The following is a 16840-nucleotide window of genomic DNA, read 5'->3' as shown; positions in this document are numbered from 1 at the left end:
ACGATTTCGGCGACCGCGAGGCGCTTGCCTTTCACCGCATGGGTGGCAAGGCCGGCAAGATCGAGATCATCGCGTCGAAACCGATGGCGACCCAGCGCGACCTGAGCCTCGCCTATTCGCCAGGCGTCGCCGCCCCGGTGCGCGCCATCGCCGCCGATCCCGATGCCGCCTATGACTACACGATCAAGGGCAATCTCGTCGCCGTCATCTCCAACGGCACCGCGATCCTGGGGCTCGGCAATCTGGGCGCGCTGGCGTCGAAGCCGGTGATGGAGGGCAAGGCGGTGCTGTTCAAGCGCTTTGCCGACATCGATTCGATCGACATCGAGCTTGCCACCGAAGACGTCACCCGCTTCATCGACGCCGTCGAGCTGATGGAGCCGAGTTTCGGCGGCATCAATCTTGAAGACATCAAGGCGCCCGAATGCTTCATCATCGAAACGACGCTGAAGGAACGGATGAACATCCCGGTCTTTCACGATGACCAGCACGGCACCGCCATCGTTGCCGCCGCCGGCGTCATCAACGCGCTGCACCTGACCGGGCGCAACGCCGCCGATGTCCGGATGGTGGTCAATGGCGCCGGCGCCTCGGCGATCGCCTGCACCGAATTGATCAAGGCCTATGGCGTCAAGCACGTCATCATGTGCGACACCAGCGGAGTCATCTACCAGGGCCGCGAAAAGGGCATGAACCAGTGGAAGTCGGCGCACGCCGCCGTCACCGACGCCCGCACGCTGGAGGAGGCGATGGTCGGCGCCGATCTGCTGCTCGGCCTGTCGCAAAAGGGCGCCGTCAGCGCTGCCATGGTGGCGACGATGGCGAAGAACCCGATCATCTTTGCGATGGCCAACCCCGATCCCGAGATCACGCCCGAGGAAGTCGCCACGGTGCGCGACGACGCCATCGTCGCCACCGGGCGCAGCGATTATCCGAACCAGGTCAACAACGTCCTCTGCTTCCCCTACCTGTTCCGCGGCGCGCTCGACGTGAGGGCGACGGCGATCAACGAGGAGATGAAGCTCGCCGCCGCCAATGCCATCGCGGCGCTGGCCCGCATGCAGGTGCCCGACGAGGTCGCCGCAGCCTATGGCGGCAAGGCGCGCACCTTCGGCCGCGAATACATCATCCCGGCGCCATTCGACCCGCGGCTGATCGAGGAGATCCCGACCGCGGTCGCCAAGGCGGCGATGGCGTCCGGCGTCGCCAAAAAGCCGTTCTTCGACGAGGCGGCCTATCGCACCGAGCTGCGCAGCCGATTGAACCCGACGACATCGATCCTCGCCGGCACCGTCGAGGCCGCCAAGGCCAGGCCGCGCCGTTGCGTGTTCGCCGAGGCCGAGCAGGAAGTGGTGCTGCGCGCCGCCGTCAATTACCGCAATTCGGGCTATGGCGAGCCCGTGCTCGTAGGCCGCGAGACCCCGGTCCGCGAAGGCCTGGCGCGGATCGGCGTGCCCGATGTCGAGGCCTACGAAATCCACAACAGCAGCATCAGCCCGCTGGTGCCGCGCATGGTGGAGCGGCTGTATAACCGGCTGCAGCGCCGCGGCCATCTGCTCCGCGACGTCCAGCGCATGGTCAATCACGAGCGCAACATCTTCGGCGCGATGCTGGTCGAGCTGGGCGAGGCCGACATCATGATCACCGGCGTCACGAGGAATTTCGCGACCACATTCCGCCAGGTCCGCCAGGTCATCGACCCGTCGGAGGGGCATCGCCCGTTCGGCATCCACATGCTGGTCGGCAAGTCGGAAACGATCTTCATTGCCGACACGACGGTCAACGAGCGGCCCGATGCCGGCCAGCTCGCCGATATCGCCGAACAGACGGCGGCGGTGGCGCGGCGGCTGGGCCAGGAACCCCGCGTCGCCTTTGTCAGCTATTCCAATTTCGGCAACCCGCCGGGCGAATTTGTCGGCAATCTGCGCGGCGCGGTGAAACTGCTCGACGAACGCGGCGTCGGCTTCGAATATGAAGGCGAGATGTCGGCCGATGTCGCGCTCAACCCGGCGATGCGCAGCCTGTATCCGTTCAGCCGGCTGTCGGGGCCTGCCAATGTGCTGATCATGCCGGGGCTGCATTCGGCCAACATCGCCGCCAAGCTGCTGAAGGAAGTCGCCGGTGGCCGGGTCATCGGGCCGTTGCTGGTTAACATGAGCCGGCCGATCCAGATCGCGCCGATGACGGCGACGGCGTCGGACCTGGTGACGATGGCGGTGCTGGCCTCCACCGGCGTCTGCCGTTGATGAAGCCGCCGCTGTTCCTCATCCACGGCTATTGGTCGACACCGGCGACGTTTGCCCGGCTGAAATCGCGCTTCGAGGCGCTGGGACATGAGGTTCACGCGCCGGCACTGCCCTATCACGACCGCGACCCGTCACTGGCGCCGGCGGCGGAGATCGGCACGCTGACGGTCGAGGATTATGCGCGCTTCCTGGTGGCGGAGATCGTGAAACTGGCGGCACCGCCGGTGATCATCGGCCATTCGATGGGCGGCATGCTGGCACAGATCGTCGCCGCTCGGGTGCCGCATGCCGGGCTGGTGCTGCTGTCGACGGCGGCGACCGCGGCGACGCTGGTGCCGTCGCTGGCGACGGTGCGGACGATGGGCGGGGTGATGATCCGCTGGGGCTGGTGGCGGTCGCCGACGCAGATTTCGCCGGAGGCGGCGATGTGGGGCATCTACAACAATGTCCCCGATGCCATCGCCCGCGCCGAATATGCGGCGCACGTCTGGGATTCGGGCCGGGTGCTGGCGGAAATGACGCTGCCCGGCGTGTCGGCAACCGGCGCCACCAAGGTCGATTACCGCCGGCTCGACCGGCCGGCGCTGGTCATCGTCGGCACCGAGGATCGCATCACCGTGCCGGGCATCAGCCGCGCCACGGCGCGCAAGCTGGCGGGCACGGTCGATTATCACGAGATCGCTGGATCGGGACACTGGCTGTTCTGGGGCGCGTTCGAGATGCGCGTCGGGGACTATATCGCCGATTGGCTGGGGCAGTTCGATACCTCGATCCCGGCGGAGGCCGGGACCCATGAATCCACATCTCCGGCATAAGCGGGCAATCCGCAGTAACCCCGGCGCAGGCCGGGGCCCATACACCACGAATTCGCCCGCGAGCAGCGCCGCCCGCGGTATGTGCGTTCGCGGGCCAACCTGTGGTTTATGGGCCCCGGCCTTCGCCGGGGTGACTGTTTTGCGTACCGACGCACCATGACCGACCCCGCCACCCTCCGCGCTGCGCTTGCCGCCGAGGCGGCCCGCCTGGGCTTCGTCGCGTTCGGCGTAGCGCCCGCCGACGCCGCACCCCTCGCCGGCGCCCGGCTACGGCAATGGCTGGCGGATGGCTGCCACGGCGACATGATCTGGATGGCGGACACCGCCGACCGCCGTGCCTCGGCGCCGGGGCTGTGGCCCGAGGTGCGCTCGGTCATCATGCTCGGCACCAGCTATGCCCCGGCGCTCGATCCGCGGCGCCATGCCGACCATCCCGACACCGGGGTCATCTCGGTCTATGCCCAGGGGTCGGATTATCACGACACGATCAAGAAGCGGTTGAAGGCGCTGGCGCGCTGGTTGGTGGCGCAGGCGCCCGGCGCGCCGCTGAAGGTCTTCGTCGACACTGCGCCGGTGATGGAAAAGCCGCTGGCGGAGGCGGCCGGGCTCGGCTGGCAGGGCAAGCACACCAACCTCGTCAGCCGGGCGCATGGCTCCTGGCTGTTCCTCGGCGCGCTGATGACGACGCTGGAGCTGCCGACCGACGCCGCCCATGGCGACCGCTGCGGGTCGTGCAATCGCTGCCAGGTCGCCTGTCCCACGGACGCGTTTCCGGCGCCCTATCGGCTCGATGCGCGGCGCTGCATTTCCTACCTGACAATCGAGCACAAGGGGCCGGTGCCGGTGGAATTCCGGACGGCGCTCGGCAACCGCATCTATGGCTGCGACGATTGCCTGGCCGCCTGCCCGTGGAACCGCTTTGCCCGGGCAGCGCGGGACCTCGCCTTCCAGCCGCGCGCCGAGCTGACCGCGCCGGCGCTCGCCGATTTGCTGCAACTTGATGATGCCGGCTTCCGCCAGGTCTTCGCCGGCTCGCCGATCAAGCGGATCGGCCGCGACCGGCTGGTGCGCAACTGCCTCTATGCCGCCGGCAACAGCGGCAATGCGGGGTTGCGGCCGATCGTGGCGCGTCTTTGCGATGATGCCGACGCGGCGGTCGCCGATGCGGCGCGCTGGGCGCTGGCACGCCTCGCGTAACGCCTTTTACTGCGGCGGCGGCCCGTCGTTCAGGGTCCGGTCGAGCCATTCGTCGCTCAACTGCGGCGTGTCGCCATTGGCCGGCGGCGGCGCCTGGGTGGGTTCGGCATAGGGCGATTCGGGCAGCGGTTGCTGGACGTTGCGCGGGATCGGCCGACCCATGCTGTCGACTTCGGTCGCTTCCGGGGCTTCACCTTCGCTAAGGCCATAGACCTGGTCGTCGGGCTCGAGGAAGGTCTCGCCGGTGTCGATGTCGGTGACCAGCGGCGCCGGCGGAGTGCCGCCAACGGCGCGCGCCATGAACTGGGCAAAGGCGCGCGCCGGGGCGCGGCCGCCGGCAAGGCCCGACACGGCGCGGGCATCGTCGCGACCCATCCAGACGCCGGTGGTCAGCTCGCTGGTGAAGCCGAGGAACCAGCCGTCCTTGTTGGAGCTGGTGGTGCCGGTCTTGCCCGCCAGCGGCCGGCCGATCTGCGCCGCCTTGCCGGTGCCCGTCTCGACCGCGGCCTGCATCAATTCGGTCATCTTGGCGGCGACGAACGGCGCCACGATCACCCGCGCCGGCTCGGGCTCGCGCTCGTACAGCACCTTGCCCGACCCGGTGACGATGCGGGTGACCGCATAGGGCCGCGCCTCGACCCCGCCGGCGGCGACGGTCGCATAGGCCTGGGTCATTTCGAGCAGCGTCACGTCCGACGAGCCGAGCGCCATCGCCGGCTGGCGGCTGATCGGCGTGGTGATGCCGAAGCGTCGCGCCATGTCGGCAACGGTATCGAAGCCGACCCGCGCCGCCAGCTCTACGGCAACGGTGTTCACCGACAGCGCAAAGGCGTCGCGCACGCTGATCGGCCCCAGAAAGCGGCCGTTGCTGTTGCGCGGGCTCCATTTGCCGATCGACACCGGCTGGTCGACCATCTGATCGTCGGGGGTGACGCCATCCTCGATCGCCGCGGCATAGACGAAGAACTTGAACGCCGACCCGGGCTGGCGCCGCGCCGCGACGGCACGGTTGTAGTTCGACTGCACATAGTCGCGGCCGCCGACCATCGCCTTGACCGCGCCGTCGCGCGCCAGCGACACCAGCGCGCCTTGCGCGCCCTTGGGCGTTTCGGCGGCGAGCGCGACCTCGGCATAGCGCTGGGCCTTGGGATCGAGCGTCGTCGTCACCTGCAGCGGCTCGATGGCTTCGTCGGTCAGGTTCTCGACTTCCGACAGCACCCAGTCGGTGAAATAGCGCACGCTTGCCTTGCGCTCCTGGGGGACGAAGGCGACCGTGGCCATGTCGGCGGTGGCGGCTTCCCCCGGCGTGACGGTGCCCGAATCGACCATCGTCGCGATGACGGTGGCGGCGCGGCGGCGGGCGGCATCGGCATCGGCGGACGGGGCATAACGCGACGGCGCCTTGACGAGACCGGCGATGACCGCTGCCTCGGGCAGGCTGAGCGCGGTTGCCGAATGGCCGAAGAACTTGCGCGACGCGGCGTCGATGCCATAGGCGCCGCCGCCGAAATAGACGCGATTGAGGTACAGCTCGAGCAGCGCTTCCTTGGTGAACTTGCGCTCCAGCGCCAGCGCCAGGATGATCTCGCGGGCCTTGCGGCCGAAGGTCTTGGTCGACGTCAGGAAGACGTTGCGCGCCAGCTGCTGGGTGATCGTCGATGCGCCCTGGACGTTGCGGCCGGCCCTGAAATTGACGACGGCGGCGCGGACCATGCCCAGGGGGTCGATGCCTGGATGGCCCATGAACCGGCGGTCCTCGACGGCGATCATCGCGCCGGTCATCGTGCGCGGGATGCGGCCATAGGGCAGCCATTCGCCATAGCTCGGCCCCAGCGAGACGAGGACGGTGCCGTCGGCTCCGCGCAGCTCCACCGATTGGCCGTTTGGCGAGCGCATCATCTCGTCGAAGCTCGGCAGCGTCGAATAGGTTATGGCGACCGCGGCGGCGAGCATGATCACGCCGATCAGGCCCGCGATGACGCCGGCCTTGAGCGTGAGCGTGAAGAACCGTGCGATGCCGCTCGGCTGCCGTCGGGATGAGGGGGAGCGGGCCACGGAGCGCGCAGATAGGCGGCAATTGCGGCGGTTACAAGGAAGCCCTGGCCGATCGTGGTCCACAGCCGGGACAGTCCGGGTCCTTGGGCAGGCGCACGGTGCGCATGCGGGCGCCGAGCGCATCGTAAAGCAACAAGCGGCCGGCGAGACTGTCGCCGAAACCGGTGATCTCGCGGATGACTTCGAGCGCCATCAGCGAACCGATGATGCCGGTCAGCGCGCCGATGATGCCGGTGTCCGCACAGCTTTGCGCGTCGCGGTCATGAGCGGCGCCGACGAGGCAACGATAGCAGGGCAGGGCAGGATCATGGCCCCTAAAGGTCGCGACTTGGCCGTCGAACGACCCGACGGCGCCGGAGACGAGTGGCAGTTTCAGGGCGACCGCCGCGTCGGACACGGCGAGGCGGGTCGCAAAGCTGTCGCAGCCGTCGGCGACGACGTCTTGCCCGGCCAGCAGGGCAGCGGCATTGCCGGCGTCGATGCGGGTGGCGACCGGCGCGACGGCGACGTGCGGATTGAGCGCGTGGAGATGTTCGGCGGCGGCCTCCACCTTGGCCCGGCCCTGGTCGGCGGTGGTAAACAGCACCTGGCGCTGCAGGTTGCTGAGCGCGACGCTGTCGTCATCGATGACGGTAATGCGGCCGACCCCGGCGGCGGCGAGGTAGAGCAGGCACGGGCTGCCGAGCCCGCCGGCGCCGATGACGGCAACATTGGCGGCGTTGAGCAAGGCCTGGCCGCGGCCCCCGACCTCGCGCAGCACAAGGTGCCGGGCGTAGCGGTCGAGTTCGGCGTCGGAGAGCATGGCTCCTAGCGGCCGGTCGAGCCGAAGCCGCCAGTGCCGCGAGCGGTGTCATCGAGCGAGTCCACCACGACCAGCCGCGCGCGGGTGACGGCGGTGGGCACCAGCTGTGCGATGCGCATGCCGCGTTCGATGGTGACGGGTTCGGTGCCGAGATTGACCAGCAGCACCTTCACTTCGCCGCGATAGTCGCTGTCGATCGTGCCCGGCGCATTGGCCACCGTCAGGCCATGCTTGAAGGCCAAGCCGGAGCGCGGGCGGACCTGGATTTCGAAGCCGTCGGGGATCGCCATGGCGAGGCCGGTCGGCACGGCGGCGCGAACGCCCGGCGCCAGCACCAGCGGCTCGGTGACGGCGGCGACTGCATCCATGCCGGCGGCACCCGCGGTCGCATAGGCGGGCAGGTCGAGGTCGCGGCCGTGCGGCAGCACTTCGATGGCAATGGCGATATCACTTGTCACGGTTGAACTCGGCGGAGATGCGGCCCGTCAGGCGATAGGCGACCGTCAGTTTCGACGCCGGCCCCCAATCCTCGCTGCCCTGTCGGGTGACCAGATGGACGTGGGTGTCTTCCGACCCGAACACGCCCGCCGAAACATCGTTGGCGACAATCCAGTCGGCGCCCTTCTTGGCGAGTTTGGCGGTGGCATTGGCCAGCAGGTCGCCGGTTTCGGCGGCAAAGCCGATGACCAGCCGCGGTCGGTTGGCGCCATGGCCGGTGGTGGCAAGGATGTCGGGATTTTCGACAAGGGTCAGCGGCGGCGGGCCGCCATCGCCCTTTTTCAACTTGCCTTCGGCGGCGTCCACCCGCCAGTCGGCGACGGCGGCGACCATGACGGCGATGTCGGGCACCATGAACTTGGCAACGGCGTCGGCCATCTCGCGCGCGCTGGTGACGTTGACACGATAGACGCCATCGGGCGTTTCCAGCGCAACCGGCCCGGCGACCAGCGTCACATCTGCCCCGGCGGCGGCGAGCGACGCGGCGATGGCAAAGCCCTGCTTCCCCGACGAGCGGTTGCCGAGATAGCGGACCGGGTCGATGGCCTCGTGCGTGGGACCCGCGGTCACGATCGCCCGGCGGCCGGCGAGCGGCAGCGGCGTCGGGTCCAGCAGGTCGGCGATGCTTTCCATGATGGCCGGCACCTGGGGCAGGCGGCCGGGGCCGAATTCACCGCACGCCATCTCGCCGACATCGGGCTCCATGACAGTCACGCCGTCGTGGCGCAGCGTTGCAACGTTCCGCACCGTCGCCCGATGCTGCCACATGCGGACATTCATCGCCGGCACCATCAGCACCGGCGTGTCGGTGGCGAGCAGCAGCGTCGCCGCCAGGTCGTTGGCCTCGCCGGTCGCGGCGCGCGCCATCAGGTCGGCGGTGGCGGGGCAGACGACGATCAGGTCGGCGGAGCGGCTGAGCTGGATATGGCCCATGCCGGCTTCGGCCTCGAGATCCCAAAGCGAGGTCCGCACCGGCGCTTCGGCAAGCGCGGCGAGCGACAGCGGGGTGACGAAGCGGGCGCCGTTCTCGGTCAGCACCGGCGTAACGCGGGCGCCCGCGCGGCGCAGTTCGCGGACCAGCTCGAGCGATTTGAACGCTGCGATGCCGCCGCCGACGATGAGGAGGATGGTCTTGCCGTGCACGGCGGCGGGTTTAGCCCGGGACGGGCACGGTTGTCGAATGGTAGCAGGCCCGCGACGGGCCCGTGTTTACTGATCCGAAAAACCCGGCTAGCCTTTTGTCCTGAGTTGTTTTGTCGCGGGCCGAACACGGCGCAGACCGGCGTCGACCGCCCGCAGCCAAGGGGAGGTAACCAGGATGGATGAAGATTGGGCAGCCGACGTTCGGAAACATGCGCCGGGCGCCGATGAAGGCGCCATTGCCGGGATCGTGCGCTATTGCGGCATCGCGTTGCGCAATCGCGATTCGGCGCTGGTGTCGTTCAGCGATCCCGCCGAAACCGGCCGGGTCCGCGAGAACTATCTAAAGAAAAAGCTCGGGTTGACCGATCCGGACAGCGATCTCGACGCTGCCATCGCCGGTGTCGGCGCGCACATGGGCGACGATCCGACGCGCAACCGGGTGACGGTCTATTATCTGCTCGCCGATCGGTTCGGAAAGCTCGGCCTGTTCGGCGGCGGTGCGGCGGCACCCGTTGCCACCGCCGCACCGGCCGGCGCCGTGCCGTTGATGGCCGTGCCTGCCGCTGCCGTCCCCGCCGCCACTCCCGCCACGGCCAAGCGCCGCGTCGGCGCCGGGCTGTGGCCGGCGGTGCCGCTGCTGCTGCTGCTGCTGTCCGCCATCGGCCTGTTCTGGATAATTTCGCGCGGCCATCCCGGCCCGGCGGCCGCCCCTGCGGCGGCCGACTCCGTGGTGGCGCCAGCCGCGGCGCCGGCTGCGCCGGCGATCCCCGTCGGCATGGGCCTGACACAGGAGGAAATCGACGGCGTGCCGTCGGCGTCGGTGTATTTCGACACCGCCAAGACCGATGTCAGCCCGGAAATCGTCGGCGTCGCCGCCAGGTTCAAGGCCTATCTGGCCGATCATGCCGGGGCCAAGCTGGCAGTGTCGGGCTATAACGACCCGCGCGGTGATGCGGCGATGAACGCCGAGCTGTCGAAGAACCGGGCGATGGCGGTTCGCGACGCCCTTGTCGCCAACGGCATCGCGGTCGAAGCGATCGACCTCGTCAAACCCGAAGCCACCAGCGACACGACGACCAGCCTCGAGAACGCCCGGCGCGTCGACATCAACGTGGTGTAACAGGCGGGGTTCGGCCCAGGGGTGACAGTGAAGGACTAGTGCAGCAGCCATACCGCCGCGGCGCCCAGCCCCGATGCCAGCACCACCCACCCCGTCGACCAGCGCGCCACGCGGCGGACGGGGAGCGGGGGCAGCGGCGGGCCTTCGGGGGCGGCGCCGGGGATGGGGTTGGCAGCCACCCACTGGCGCAGGATGCGCGGCAGTTGCGCCAGGGCACGGCTGTTCTCGACGATGGCATCGGCGATGATCGCCTCGGGCCCCATCTCGTCGCGCACCCAGTCGCGGACATAGGGTTCGGCGACCTCCCACATGTTGACCTGGGGGTCGAGCGTCAGCGCCACGCCCTCGACCATCACCATCGTCTTTTGCAGCAACAGGAGATGCGGCTGCACCGCCATGTCGAAGCTGCGGGTGATGCCGAACAGCCCGTCGAGTAGCTGTGTGATGTTGACGTCCTTGGCGCGCTTGCCGCGGATCGGTTCGCCGACGGCGCGCAGTGCCGTCGCAAAGGCGCCGACGCTGTGGTGCGGCGGCACATAACCCGCCTCGAAGTGGATTTCGGCGACGCGTTTGTAGTTGCCGGTGACGAGGCCGTAGAGGATTTCGGCGAGGTACATGCGGGCGCGGCGATTGATGCGGCCCATGATGCCGAAATCGATGACGCCGAGCCGCGCGCCGTGATGCTCTGTCGGCGGGATGACGAACAGATTGCCCTGGTGCATGTCGGCGTGGAAGAAGCCGTTGGCGATGGCCTGGGCGAGGAAGCCGTGGACAAGCACTTCGGCGAGCTTGCGGCGATCGAAGTCGAGTGCGGCGAGGGCGGCGGTGTCGCCCATCTTGATGCCGTCGATCCAGTCGATGACCAGCACCCGGCGTGACGACCGGGCCCAGTCGATGCCGGGGACGACGAAATCGGGCTCCCCCAGCACCGCCTCGGCCAGTTCCGACGCGTTGGACGCTTCGCGGCGCAGGTCGAGCTCGGCCTCGGTCCAGCCCTTGAAGGTGGCGATGACGGCGCGCGGCCGCAGCCGGGCAAATTCGCCGCCGAGCAGCTCGATATGCCCCGCCGCCCATTCATAGGTGTCGATGGCCTCCACAAGCTGGGCCTCGATGCCCGGACGCAGCATCTTGATGGCGACCTGGCGGCCATCGGTGGTGACGCCGCGGTGGACCTGCGCCATCGAGGCGGCGCCGACCGGCGTTTCGTCGATGGAGGCGAAGCGATCGCGCCAGGTGCCGTTGGCATAGCTGGCGTTGAGCACCGCCTCCATCTCGGCGAAGGGCAGCGGCGGCAGTGAATCCTGCAGGCGAACCAGGTCCATCGCGGCTTCGAGGCCGATGAGATCGGGGCGGGTGGCAAGCGCCTGGCCGAGCTTGACCGCCGCCGGACCGACCGCCGCCAGCCCGGATGCGAAGTCGGGCCTGGCCGGCGCACCGGTGCCGATGCGGGCGACGCGAGCGACAGCCCGGATGGCAAAGGGCGCCCTGGGGCTTTCGAACGGCCGCAGCGCACCATGGCGGGCGAGGCGGCGCCCCCAGACGAGCATCCGCCAGAGATGGGTGACAGTCGCGGTCATGCGGGCGCTAGATCTTCCAGCCCGAATGCATGGCGACGGCCCCGCCCAGGATGGGGCGGTACTTGACGTTCTTGAACCCTGCGGCTTCGATCATCGCGGCGAAATCGGGCATCTTCGGAAAGCGCCGGATCGATTCGATCAGGTAGCGATAGCTGGCCTCGTCGCGGGCCACATATTTGCCGATCTGCGGCACGAGCTTGTCCGAATAGATGTCGTAGAGCTCGCCGAAGCCCGGCCATTCGGTGGTCGAGAATTCGAGGCAGAAGAAGCGACCGCCGAACTTCAGCACGCGATGGGCTTCCTTCAGCGCCGCGGGGATATCGGTGACGTTGCGAATGCCGAAGGCGATGGTGTAGCCGTCGAAGCTGCGATCGGGGAAGGACAGGACCTCGGCATTTTCCTCGCGCCAGATCATCGAAGTGATGCCCTTTTTCGCGGCGCGCTCGATGCCCACGCCGAGCATGTCGGGGTTGATGTCGGCAACGGTGACATCAGCGCCCGATTTTTCGATGCGAAAGGCGATGTCGCCGGTGCCGCCCGCCATGTCGAGGATATGCTCGCCGGCGCGGGGTTTGAGCGCACGGACGAAATCGTCCTTCCACACCCGGTGCATGCCCGCCGACATCAGGTCGTTCATGATGTCGTAGCGCTTGGCGACCGACGCGAAGACCTCGCCGACGCGGCGGGTCTTCTCGGCGGGCGCCACGTCTTCATAGCCGAAGCTGACGGTTTCTGCTGTGCTGTCGTTCATGTGGTGCGTCCTAGCCTCCCCTTGGCGGCACCGCAAACCCGCCGTATGTCGCGCCCATGCCCGAATTGCCCGAAGTCGAAACCGTGATGCGCGGGCTGAGCCCCGTCTGGCTCGGTGAGCGTTTCACGCGGGTGACGCTGCATCGCGGCGACCTCAGGCGGCCGTTCCCCGACGGCCTCGGCCAGCGGCTGACCGGCGCTATTGTGACTGGCTGCCGGCGGCGGGCGAAATATGGCTTGGTGGACACCGACCGCGGCGACACGATGATCCTGCATCTCGGCATGTCGGGGCGGATGCGGGTCGATCCCGACGAAATCGGCAAGCATGACCATGTCGTGTTCGAAACCGGCAACGGCCGGGTGGTGGCGTTCAACGATGCGCGGCGCTTCGGCTCGCTCGATCTGGTCGCCACCGCCGATGTCGACGCCCATCCGCTGCTCGCCGGCATCGGGCCGGAGCCCCTGGGCCCGGATTTCGGTGCGGCCATGCTGGCCGTCGCCTTCAAGGGCCGGCTGGCGCCCGCCAAGGCGCTGCTGCTCGACCAGCGCATCGTCGCCGGGCTGGGCAACATCTATGTCTGCGAGGCGCTGTTCAAGGCCGGCATCCATCCGGCGCGGGCCGGCGGCACGGTGCCGGCGATAAAGCTGAAGCGACTTGCAGAGGCGGTGCCGGCGGTACTGATGGACGCGATCAGCGCCGGCGGATCGTCCTTGCGCGACCATGCGGCGCCCGACGGCACGCTCGGCTATTTCCAGAAGACCTTCTGCGTGTATGGGCGGGAAGGGGAGGCGTGCCCCAAATGCGGGACGACGATCGCGCGAATCGTCCAGTCCGGGCGGTCGAGCTTCTTTTGTCCCAAGGACCAGCGCTAGGTCTTGAGCTCATGAGTGCCCTGCGGTTGGCGTCAGACGGCGAAATGGCGTCGTTGCACGAGCTTGCCGGGGACCGCAGGCCCGCCTGCGCTCGCGCGCCCAGCCATTGCGCCGCCTGACACCATGACGGGGCATCACACGCATGAGTTCAAGACCTGGTTGACCGAATCTCCTGTCACGGCTATGCGGCACGGCTTCCGGCGCTGGGTTTCCCGACGCCGTTCCGGTCATGTGCCGGGAAACCGACACGCAACCGAAGCTGTTTCATAGGACGACCATGGCCAATACGCCCCAGGCTGAAAAGCGCATCCGCCGCAACGACCGCCGCGCCGAGATCAACAAGGCGCGCGTCAGCCGCATCCGCACCTTTGTGAAGAAGGTCGAATCGACCATCGCCGGCGGCGACGCCGCCGCCGCTGCCGCCGCGCTCGCCGCGGCCCAGCCCGAGATGATGCGCGGCGTGTCGAAGGGCGTGCTCCACAAGAATACCGTTGCTCGTAAGATCTCGCGTCTCGCCAAGCGTGCCAAGGCGCTCAGCCCCGCCTGATTGCGACCCGGCGCTCGCGGGCGCCTGGGAGATCGAACGACATGATCCGGCGCAGGCGGCAAGCCTGCGCCGGATTGCGTTTTGACGTCAGCGAGAATGGCCCGCCGACACGCCGCCGTCGTTGCTGGCCGATTCGCGACTGCCCGCGCCGGCAATCGGTGCCGCAATACCGCACCTCGCCTCGCGTGGTGCGCAAGAATGCGCGATACCCGCGGCGCTTTGTAACGGGTTGCCAACGACCATGGCCGAATCGTCGGCCCGCGTTAACTATTTGGCATCTTGCGAATCAAGGGGTTGGTTCAGATTCCCGCGCGCCCGTCACATTGCCGTAATGAAGATGTCATACAATTTCAGCGCCTTGCCAGAGGTCGATGATGGCCTTGGGTCGAATTGGCCGTAATGCGTGTCAACGGAAATATTTCAGTTTTGCGGTAATTCTGACGCTTGCTTGGCGGCGCCGCGATTGCTTATCTGGCCCCGGTTTCGTGGCTTCGGCGCAGCTCTTGCGTCCATCGGCCCGATCGACAGACCTGTTCAGCCTCGCGCGTGGCATCCGCCGCGCCCGGGAGAGATTTTGCCCTTTGCACGGGCCTGTCGAACGGACCGAGGGATACCGGCTGCCCGGGGTGCGATCTGCACCGGGGGCGGTGACGTGTCACGTGTTTCCAGTTCGATCCGGGTTTCCCGCGGCCGGACGGGATCTGTCATCAGCCTGCCGGAGACCGGCGAGGCGATTGGGGAGGTAGCGGTTCGTGGCTTCATCGGCATTTTCGGCAGCATCGACGGCACCTGCGCATCGGCCTGCCGATCGCGGCGGCGTCTGGTCGCCGACGGGCCCGCGCGGCCCGGTCGCGGCCGCCGAGGATGTCGCGGCCTGGACGCGCGTCCGCGAGGCGCTGCGCATCGAGGCCGGCACCCGCAATTTCGATACCTGGCTGGCGCCGCTGGCGCTGATCGCCGGCGATGGTGACCAGGTTCGCCTGGCCGCGCCCAGCGCCTTTCTCGCGGACTGGATCGGATCCAATTATGCCGATCGGCTGCGCGCTCATTGGGCTGCCCAGCGCCCGGGCACCCGCCAGGTTGCGGTCATCGTCCAGCCCAGCCTGGGGGCCGGCGGCGTAGCCGGCACGCCCGCGGCGATGCCGATGGCGCCGACGCCGCAGCCGGTCGGCACGGCGATCAGCCTGCCGGTCGAAAACCGCTACACCTTCGACAGCTTCATCGTCGGCAAGTCGAACGAGCTCGCCTACAATGCCGCCCAGGCCGTTGCCGAGCCTGGCCCCATCGGCTTCAACCCGCTGTTCCTCCACGGCACCACCGGGCTGGGCAAGACCCATCTGATGCACGCCATCGGCAACGCCTTTCTGCAGGGCCAGCCCGATGCGCGGGTCGCCTATATGTCGGCCGAGAAATTCATGGTGGAGTTCCTCGCCGCGCTCCGGGCCAAGGACACCATCGCCTTCAAGCAGCGGCTGCGCTCCGTCGACCTGCTGATGATCGACGATGTCCAGTTCATCGCCGGCAAGGAATCGACCCAGGAAGAGTTCTTCCACACGATGAACGAGATCATCAGCGCCGGTAAGCGCCTGGTGATCACCGCCGATCGCAGCCCGCAGAACCTCGAGGGCATCCAGGAACGCATCCTCAGCCGCATGGCCTGGGGCCTGGTCGCCGACATCAACCCCGCCGATTACGAGCTGCGGCTCAACATCCTTCACGCCAAGCTGGCCGGGATGACGCAGAACATCGCCGTGCCGGACGAGGTGGTCGAGTTCCTGGCGCGCAAGATCACCGCCAATGTCCGCGAGCTGGAAGGCGCGCTCAATCGCGTCGTTGCCTATGCGGCGCTGGTCAACGTGGCCGTGACGCTCGAATTCACGCGCGAGACGCTCGCCGACCTGCTCCGCTGCCACGAGAAAAAGCTCACCATCGACGAGATCCAGCGCAAGGTCGCCGACTATTACCATCTGAAGCTGTCGGACCTGCTGTCCGCCCGCCGGGCCCGCGAAGTCGCGCGTCCGCGTCAGGTGGCGATGTACCTCGCCAAGAAGCTGACGCCGCGGTCGCTGCCCGAGATCGGGCGCCGCTTCGGGGGCCGCGACCACACGACGGTGATGCACGCCGTCAAGCGCATCGACGAACTGCGCGCGGCCGATCGCGAGATCGACGCCGATGTGGTCCACCTGACCCGGCTGCTCGACGCCTGAAGGCGATCCTGCGCCGATCGCCCCTTTTCGCCGGGCGCGCTTCGCTCTAACCGCAGGGGCGTGGCAGCTTCCCCCAAAAGTGGCGTCTTCTGGATGATCGTGTCCTGCCTCGCCTTCGGGTCGATGTGGGTGCTGATCCGCTATGCCTCGCGCGACGTCCATGCCTTCGAGATCGTGTTCTTCCGCAACGCCATCGGCACGGCGGTGCTGCTGCCGATGATGCTGCGCAACAAGGGGCTGATGCGGCTGGATCGGGTGCGCGCCAACCTGCGCCGCGCGACATCGGGCTTCATTGCCACCACCGGCACCTTCTATGCCGTCGCCCATGCGCCGCTGGCGACGGCGCTCAGCATCAACTACACGGCGCCGCTGTTCGCCACCGTCGGCGCGGTGCTGTTCCTGGGCGAAACGATCCATGCCCGGCGGGTGGCGGCGCTGGTCGCGGGCTTTGCCGGCATGCTGATCGTCGTGCGGCCGGGCGCGCTGCCGATGACGGCGGGGGTACTCGCGGCGGTGATCTCGGCAGTGTCGACAGCGTTTTCGATCATCGCGATCCGCCAGCTGGTGGCAACCGACGACAGCCGCTCGGTGGCGGCCTGGACCTTCATCCTGATGACCCCGCCCAGCCTCCTCGTGGCGCTGACTGTGTGGGAATGGCCGCCGGCGCACGTCTGGCCGCTGCTGGTGGCGATCGGCTGTGTCGCCGCGGTGGGCCAGCTGTCGATGAACCGCGCCTTTGCGCTCGCCGAGGCGTCGGCGATCATGCCCTATGATTTCGTGCGCTTCGGAATCGTTACCCTGGCCGGGATTACGCTGTTCGGCGAACGGCTCGATGCGTTGACGATCGTCGGCGGTGTCGTGATCTTCGGTGCGACGGTTTACCTGGCGGTGCGCGAGCGGCAACTGGCAAGGAACGCGATTGCGGCGCTGCCGGAGCGGCCGGACTAAGCGGTGACAGGTGGGGCCCCTCCCTTTCTAAATCGGTTGCGCCGTGCCGTGCCGCTTCGCAT

Annotated in this window: 14 protein-coding genes; 8 read left to right on the top strand and 6 right to left on the bottom strand. The window is 68.1% G+C overall.

Annotation, left to right across the window (positions count from 1 at the left end; genetic code table 11):
* Positions 1-38 precede the first annotated feature (38 nt).
* The 3 genes from ACP7AI_RS08195 to queG all read left to right on the top strand — a co-directional run bounded on the left by ACP7AI_RS08195 (position 39) and on the right by queG (position 4258).
* The gene (locus ACP7AI_RS08195) at positions 39-2246 is read left to right on the top strand and encodes an NADP-dependent malic enzyme (RefSeq protein ID WP_426166592.1); all 2208 of its coding nucleotides are present in this window, start codon (positions 39-41) and stop codon (positions 2244-2246) included.
* Complete coding sequence (locus ACP7AI_RS08190) at positions 2246-3061, top strand: alpha/beta fold hydrolase (RefSeq protein ID WP_426165980.1); 816 nt, start codon at positions 2246-2248, stop codon at positions 3059-3061. Before ACP7AI_RS08195 ends, ACP7AI_RS08190 begins: the two co-directional genes overlap by 1 nt.
* Before the next feature lie 156 nt (positions 3062-3217).
* The gene (gene queG, locus ACP7AI_RS08185) at positions 3218-4258 is read left to right on the top strand and encodes a tRNA epoxyqueuosine(34) reductase QueG (protein WP_426165978.1); all 1041 of its coding nucleotides are present in this window, start codon (positions 3218-3220) and stop codon (positions 4256-4258) included.
* A 6-nt stretch (positions 4259-4264) separates the two neighbouring features.
* Here queG and ACP7AI_RS08180 read toward each other — a convergent pair whose 3' ends face one another.
* Genes ACP7AI_RS08180 through coaBC form a run of 4 tightly spaced genes read right to left on the bottom strand, consistent with a single transcriptional unit; the run spans position 4265 to position 8756 of the window.
* The gene (locus ACP7AI_RS08180) at positions 4265-6313 is read right to left on the bottom strand and encodes a transglycosylase domain-containing protein (protein ID WP_426165975.1); all 2049 of its coding nucleotides are present in this window, start codon (positions 6311-6313) and stop codon (positions 4265-4267) included.
* 31 nt (positions 6314-6344) lie between these two features.
* Positions 6345-7115, bottom strand: coding sequence for a HesA/MoeB/ThiF family protein (locus ACP7AI_RS08175; protein WP_426165973.1), 771 nt, complete (start codon positions 7113-7115; stop codon positions 6345-6347).
* Positions 7116-7120: 5 nt separating this feature from the next.
* Positions 7121-7573 (bottom strand): dUTP diphosphatase, encoded by a 453-nt coding sequence (dut, locus tag ACP7AI_RS08170; protein ID WP_426165970.1) that lies wholly within the window; start codon positions 7571-7573, stop codon positions 7121-7123.
* Entirely contained in the window at positions 7563-8756 is a 1194-nt protein-coding gene (coaBC, locus tag ACP7AI_RS08165) for a bifunctional phosphopantothenoylcysteine decarboxylase/phosphopantothenate--cysteine ligase CoaBC (RefSeq protein ID WP_426165967.1), read from the bottom strand. The genes dut and coaBC overlap by 11 nt, the downstream gene beginning before the upstream one ends.
* Positions 8757-8931: 175 nt before the next feature.
* Between coaBC and ACP7AI_RS08160 the strand changes: the two genes are divergently transcribed.
* On the top strand, positions 8932-9876 hold the full coding sequence (locus ACP7AI_RS08160) for a DUF2853 family protein (RefSeq protein ID WP_426165964.1): 945 nt from the start codon (positions 8932-8934) through the stop codon (positions 9874-9876).
* Between the two features lie 35 nt (positions 9877-9911).
* Here ACP7AI_RS08160 and ACP7AI_RS08155 read toward each other — a convergent pair whose 3' ends face one another.
* Together ACP7AI_RS08155 and ACP7AI_RS08150 are read right to left on the bottom strand one after the other, a co-directional pair.
* The gene (locus ACP7AI_RS08155) at positions 9912-11453 is read right to left on the bottom strand and encodes an AarF/UbiB family protein (RefSeq protein ID WP_426165961.1); all 1542 of its coding nucleotides are present in this window, start codon (positions 11451-11453) and stop codon (positions 9912-9914) included.
* Positions 11454-11460: 7 nt separating this feature from the next.
* On the bottom strand, positions 11461-12204 hold the full coding sequence (locus tag ACP7AI_RS08150; protein WP_426165959.1) for a class I SAM-dependent methyltransferase: 744 nt from the start codon (positions 12202-12204) through the stop codon (positions 11461-11463).
* Between the two features lie 56 nt (positions 12205-12260).
* Here ACP7AI_RS08150 and mutM point away from each other — a divergent pair, with 56 nt between their 5' ends.
* From mutM to ACP7AI_RS08130, 4 genes are all read left to right on the top strand, one after another.
* The gene (mutM, locus tag ACP7AI_RS08145) at positions 12261-13076 is read left to right on the top strand and encodes a bifunctional DNA-formamidopyrimidine glycosylase/DNA-(apurinic or apyrimidinic site) lyase (protein ID WP_426165957.1); all 816 of its coding nucleotides are present in this window, start codon (positions 12261-12263) and stop codon (positions 13074-13076) included.
* 277 nt (positions 13077-13353) lie between these two features.
* Entirely contained in the window at positions 13354-13623 is a 270-nt protein-coding gene (gene rpsT, locus ACP7AI_RS08140) for a 30S ribosomal protein S20 (RefSeq protein WP_426165954.1), read from the top strand.
* Between the two features lie 896 nt (positions 13624-14519).
* The gene (gene dnaA / locus ACP7AI_RS08135) at positions 14520-15830 is read left to right on the top strand and encodes a chromosomal replication initiator protein DnaA (RefSeq protein ID WP_426166590.1); all 1311 of its coding nucleotides are present in this window, start codon (positions 14520-14522) and stop codon (positions 15828-15830) included.
* A 60-nt stretch (positions 15831-15890) separates the two neighbouring features.
* A complete protein-coding gene (locus tag ACP7AI_RS08130; protein WP_426165951.1) occupies positions 15891-16778 on the top strand; it encodes a DMT family transporter in 888 nt (295 codons plus the stop codon).
* Positions 16779-16840: the final 62 nt, after the last annotated feature.

The organism is Sandarakinorhabdus sp. DWP1-3-1 (assembly GCF_049896705.1).
Taxonomy (GTDB): Bacteria; Pseudomonadota; Alphaproteobacteria; order Sphingomonadales; family Sphingomonadaceae; genus Sandarakinorhabdus.
Note: the sequence above shows the minus strand (reverse complement) of the source record. Positions and strands in the feature narration are given on the sequence as shown.